Consider the following 5,498-nt stretch of genomic DNA (forward strand, 5'->3'; position numbering starts at 1 on the left):
CCGCGCCTTGGGGAGAGGGGCCATATCTCCGCATCGGGTTCGGTGTTCGGACCCTAGCCGCTTGCCTGGCTCACCTCTCCCCCTGCCGCGGTTTCCGGCCTACCGCGGCTACTCGGCAACATAAAAGCCGCTTGCGGTAGTCCTGCACGAGCGGTTCTTACCGAGGGGCCGGCGGGGTGACTCGCCGGTCTACTCGCCCATCTTTTGGCCCCGGCGTTCAACCGGGCCGTTCGTGTCGAGGCCCGGGACGAGGAACTCAGCGGCGACGCCGGGGCGGTTCTCGTGCGCGACATCCTGGAGCGGACGGGCGTGCTGGATCGCCTGGTCGCTCACTTGCGCGACCCGCGGGACCCGCGCTACGTCACCCACGATCTCAAGAGCTTGATCTGCACGGCCGTGGTGTTGATCGCCCAGGGGTGGCGACCCGGCCAGGATGTCGACCGGCTGCGCGACGACCTGGCGATCCGGATCGCGGGAAGCGCGCGCCGTGGCGACCAGGCGGCCGACCGGGCGCTGGCCTCGCAGCCGACGTTGTCCCGGCTGCTCGGCATCCTGACCCGGGCCGGCAACCTGGAAGCGCTCTCCGAGGCCATCATGGAGGTCGCCGGCATTCGGTTGCGCGCCGCCCGCCGCGGGCATCGCCAGCGCTACCTGACGCTCGACATCGACGGATTGCCGCTGGAGGTCCACGGCCATCAACCCGGTGCGAAGTGGAACGGCCACTACGGCGGCCGGATCTACGACCCGCTGGTCGCCAGCGCGGCCGAGACCGGCGACATGCTGGATACCTGGCTGCGGCCGGGCAACGCCGGCAGCGCGCAGGACGCGGTGACGTTCATCCGTAACGTGGTCGCGCGAGCCAAGCGCGAGATCTGCCAGGTCGCGATGATCCGGTTCGACGCCGGGTTCCCCGGCGAGGAGCTGCTGTCCGCCCTGGAAGCAGACAACACGCCCTACATCGGGCGGCTCAAGGCGAACAAGGCGCTCGACCGGCTGGGCGCGCCGTACAAGAAGCGCCCGCGCGGGCGACCGCCCAAGGAGCCGCGCCAGTGGTGCCTGGATCTCGACTACCAGGCGGGCACCTGGGACCAGCCGCGCCGGGTGATCATGGTCGTGAAGGAGCGGCCCGACGATCTGCTGCTGGACCGCTTTTACCTTGTAACCAGCATCCCCGCCGAGCAGATGGACGCGGAAGCCGTGCTCGCCCGATATCGCGAGCGCGGCACGGCGGAAGGTTTTATGGGTGAGTTGAAAAGCGTGCTCGATCCGGCGCTCTCCTCCACGCCCCGGCCGAAGACGACCTACCAGGGCGTGCCCGTCCTGCGGGCCGTCGACGACGGCCCGGCTACGGACGCGTTCGCGCGCAACGCCGCGCTGCTGAAGCTGAACCTGCTGGCCTACGAACTGCTGCATACGGCGCGTACCGCCCTGGAGGCGGAGCGCAAGGAGGGGATCAGCCTGCGCCGGCTCCGCCGCCTCCTGCTGGTGACCGGTACGCGCGTGATCCGGCACAGCCGCCGGCTCACCCTGGTGATCGAACGCCGGTTCGCCGATGTCTGGGCTCAGGTCTGCCACCGCCTCGACAGGTGGTGCTGGGCGCCGCCGCCGTAACCGCCGCCAGCGCCGTCCAACGAGACTGCTGCCCCATTGCGGTTCCGGGCCCTCGCGGCGCGGCAACAAAACGTGTCCAACCGGACTCGTATCGCGGGAACAAGCACACCAGACAATCAAGCGCCCGCTCACGGAGACTCGCCGCGATCGAAATCTCTGCGGCGCAGACTCGCGGGGATCATTCTACGCCGAAGCGGCGTACATCAGGTGCCCGCTGGGTGAATAATCCGGGATGATAACAAGTAATGCGATCGAAACCGTCCCGTATACGAGTCGTCTAAGGGACCACATTGTTGAGAATTATAATGTGGATGAGGTGAGTTTCTTCCCAGGGGTAAGGCTATTTGAGGACGCTGCTGTCACGAACACCATAATAATCGCCAGCACCGGGGTCTCCGAAGGCTCGACAATTCGTTATTGGCACAATGGACTACCGCCTGCTCGACATGCCCGCCAAGCGTTACCGCAGGCCCAGTATGGAACCGACGTTTTCCGACCGAACTTGCCAACTCTTACGATCCGGGATGACGTTGCGCGTCATCCATTGAAACAGGTGTGCTATATTTCAGTTGGAATGGTTCTCAACGCTCATGAAGATAGAGCACCTGGAGCATTTCAATTGGACGATCTTATCTCAGATACTCCCGACGCTACACACTGGAAACCATACGTTGGCGGGTCAGACCTGAGAAACTTCGGGCCGAAGCGCATACAGTTCCTTGAATACGGGACCGAACGTGTGCCAGCGCTTGTACGTCGACCGACTTTTCCCGAACTATATGATCGCGAAAAAATTATGGTCGGTCGCTTTAGCGGGTTCGTACACGATGACGGCCAATTTGGACCGCCAGGTTATGAGGCGTTCCTTACGTGCAATCACACGGTCTTCATGTTGGTACCCTGGCATCTATTACAGGGGGTTGATAACCGTCAGATCCAAAATAAGGTCCGTAGGCTTAACATATCAAGAGAAGATGCAGAGACCGAATCCAAGAATTACCCACTTCCATACTTGGTTGCATTATTCAACAGTCCCACCTGGTGGTCTGTGATTCGAGGCCGTCTCCGGTCATCTATTCCGACCGAGATCCAACCTGAAGACTATTCAGAGCAGGACATTCCACTACCTGAACCTGATCTCATGGACGCGATTGTGCGCTTAGCAGAAGCTGCACAAGATAGTGCTAGACAGTTACTACTTCTTCAGAGAAATGGTTGGACGATCTTTGACAACGACATCCTGGCCCCCACCTCTGCCGAACCTCAGAACGGACCTACGTCCACTATCGGTAGCGTGCGGCCGCGGTGGGGGCTCCAGATCCATCAGCCTGCTGCTCGTTGCGTCCAGCTCCGTATCCACGGCCAGGAGCTTTTCGACGGTCGACGGCGAGCGGTCTCGTTCAGAAACGACATACCTAGAGAAGCTATTGAGTTTTTTGTTCGCCTAGCTCGGGAGCAACCGAACGGTAGAACTTTGCAGGCGCTCGAAGACCAGGGTGTCCGTATTCCATCACGACCAGAGGATGCGGCAGATACGGAGCAGCGCATTCAGGCAAGAGAACTGGAGGCGGCGGATCTTATGAGAAGTGTTGATCAACGCCGGGACGAAATTGAAGCGCAAATCCGCGGGCTGTTTCGCGAACTTGAACACCCGCCAGTGGAGGAAATGTAACTGGATAGGTCCACTGGTTCGTGGTTTATGGTGCTCATGGAAAGACCCAGTCCACTGCTGGTCTAGTCGGATGTCCAGGTAGTCCACACTCAGCGGATCGGCGCGCGCCTCTTTTGGGGCTGCGCGACGCTCCCCTGACTGTGGGCCCACCTGGACCGGAGTTAAACAGTACCTCGGCTGCTGAAGCCCCGGTAAACGCAGCGATTTCGCAGTTTCATGCAGGTTTTGAACGGGCGACTACCGTGCAAAAACGATATCTGTAGTGCCATGCCACGTCCGGCATAGCCGTTACATTAGGGGTTTATAGCGTGAAGTCTTGGTGCCACAATGTGCAGCAGAGACATCGCCCTACACGTCGCGCTTGCCAATGGATGCCTTTCAAACACTTCAAGTTTTGGCTCTGGCCCGTTCTCAACGGGCTGGGCGGACAGTAGGACGCCTTTCTTTCAATCTTGAGGCGCAAAACAGGGTAAATAGTTCTCAGCCGCCCCTAGCGTAGTGCCACGCGTTAACCGACAGCGCGTAATTGCGTTTATAATCAATAAGTTACGCCGCCGCGCTGTTTAAGTCGGGCTGGAGGACAACGAACCACGGCTGTTCGCCAACTGTGGAACACAGGACCAGGGATTGCGTCCAGTGGCGTGGTGTAACAGAGGCAGCCATCTGGATGTCGCCGCGGGTTGGGCGCGGCTACTCCGCGGCGAGCGCCGGCGGAGTGTTGGTGTCCTCAGGCTGGCATAGCGCCTGGAGCGTTTCTACCGGCATGTAGCGGCGGGTGACCGCCCAGTCCTCGTGCTGCTCGAGCAGCACGGCGCCGACCAGGCGCTCGACCGCCTCTTCGTTCGGAAAGATGCCGACCACGTTGGTCCGGCGCTTCACCTCCTTGTTGAGCCGTTCGAGGGTATTGGTGCTGTGCAGCTTGGTGCGCAGCTCCTTTGGGAACTGCATGAACGCGAGGACGTCGTGCTCGGCGGCGTCCATCAGTTCGGCGGCTTTGTCGAACTGCGGACGCAGGCGGTCGGCGACCTCACGCCATTGCTGGTACGCATCCTCCGGCGTCTCCTGGGTGAACGCCGTCTTGACCATGGCCGACACCATGGACTTCTGCGCCTTCGGCACGCGCGCCAGCACATTGCGCATGAAACGCACCCGACAGCGCTGCGTCGTGGCGCCGAGGACCTTCTCCACGGCGCCCTTCAGGCCCTGGTGCTCGTCGGCGACGACGAGCTGGACGCCGCGCAGCCCACGACCTGTCAGCTCGCGCAGGAACTCGGTCCAGAAGGTTTCGGCCTCCGACAGGCCGATCTTCATGCCCAGCACCTCGCGCCGGCCGTCGGTGTTGACGCCCACCGCCATGATCACCGCCAGCGACACGATGCGCTGGTTGCGCCGGGCTTTGACGTAGGTCGCGTCCAGCCAGACGAACGGCCAGTCGCCTTCGAGCGGGCGGTTCAGGAACGCCTGGACGCGCTCGTCGATCTCCTTGCACAGCCGCGAGACCTCCGACTTGGAGACGCCGGTGCCGCCCATCGCGTGCACCAGGTCGTCGACGGCGCGGGTGGAGATCCCGTGGACGTAGGCTTCCTGGATCACGGCGACCAGCGCCTTCTCGGTTGCCCGGCGTGGCTCCAGGAAGCTCGGGAAGTACGAGCCCTGGCGGAGCTTGGGCACCCGCAGATCGACGGCGCCGGCGCGCGTCTGCCACTGGCGATCGCGGTAGCCGTTGCGACAGGTCTGTCGCTCCGCGCTGCGCTCGCCGTAGCCGGCGCCGGTGAACGCCTCGACTTCCAGGTCCATGAGCCGCTGGGCGGCAAACCCGATCAGCTCGCGCAGGAAGTCGCCGTCGTCGGCGTTTTGAACTGCGGCCTGCAGCTGGTCCATCTTGGGGGTGGTCATGCCGCTGCGCGGCGACTGCGTGTCCGGGATCGTCTCCCTTGCCGTTGGTCAGGTTGTTCTACCCAACCGTAACGGAGACACCCGATGGCCGCCGCCGGCCGCCCGCGCTACGCGTTACTTGGCGCTCCGCGCGGGCGGCCGGCGGCTACTCTGACACCACTCGCTGGGACGCGGGCGGACCAAGGGGGCTAACCCGATCTATTCATGAACGGGCGCTCAATTTCCCGCTGCACATGGCGTTTTCAACCGGCAGGCGTATCGGCACGTGAAAGCGCCGCCGGAATCGGCGATTTTTCGAGACTCTCGATGACGGCGGCGC

At 62.7% G+C, this 5,498-nt stretch carries 3 protein-coding genes; 2 read left to right on the top strand and 1 reads right to left on the bottom strand.

Features of this window, described 5'->3' with window-relative positions:
- The first annotated feature begins 204 nt into the window (after positions 1-204).
- Positions 205-1,611, top strand: coding sequence for an IS1380 family transposase (locus CKO28_RS26535; RefSeq protein ID WP_200344311.1), 1,407 nt, complete (start codon positions 205-207; stop codon positions 1,609-1,611).
- Between the two features lie 619 nt (positions 1,612-2,230).
- Positions 2,231-3,283: a hypothetical protein gene (locus tag CKO28_RS26540; RefSeq protein WP_200344313.1), complete on the top strand. Its 1,053-nt coding sequence runs from the start codon at positions 2,231-2,233 to the stop codon at positions 3,281-3,283.
- Between the two features lie 690 nt (positions 3,284-3,973).
- On the opposite strand, the gene CKO28_RS26545 is transcribed toward CKO28_RS26540, so the two are convergent.
- Complete coding sequence (locus tag CKO28_RS26545; RefSeq protein ID WP_200344315.1) at positions 3,974-5,179, bottom strand: IS256 family transposase; 1,206 nt, start codon at positions 5,177-5,179, stop codon at positions 3,974-3,976.
- Positions 5,180-5,498: the final 319 nt, after the last annotated feature.

Origin of the sequence: Rhodovibrio sodomensis, from assembly GCF_016583645.1 — a bacterium.
Lineage (GTDB): Bacteria > Pseudomonadota > Alphaproteobacteria > Kiloniellales > Rhodovibrionaceae > Rhodovibrio > Rhodovibrio sodomensis.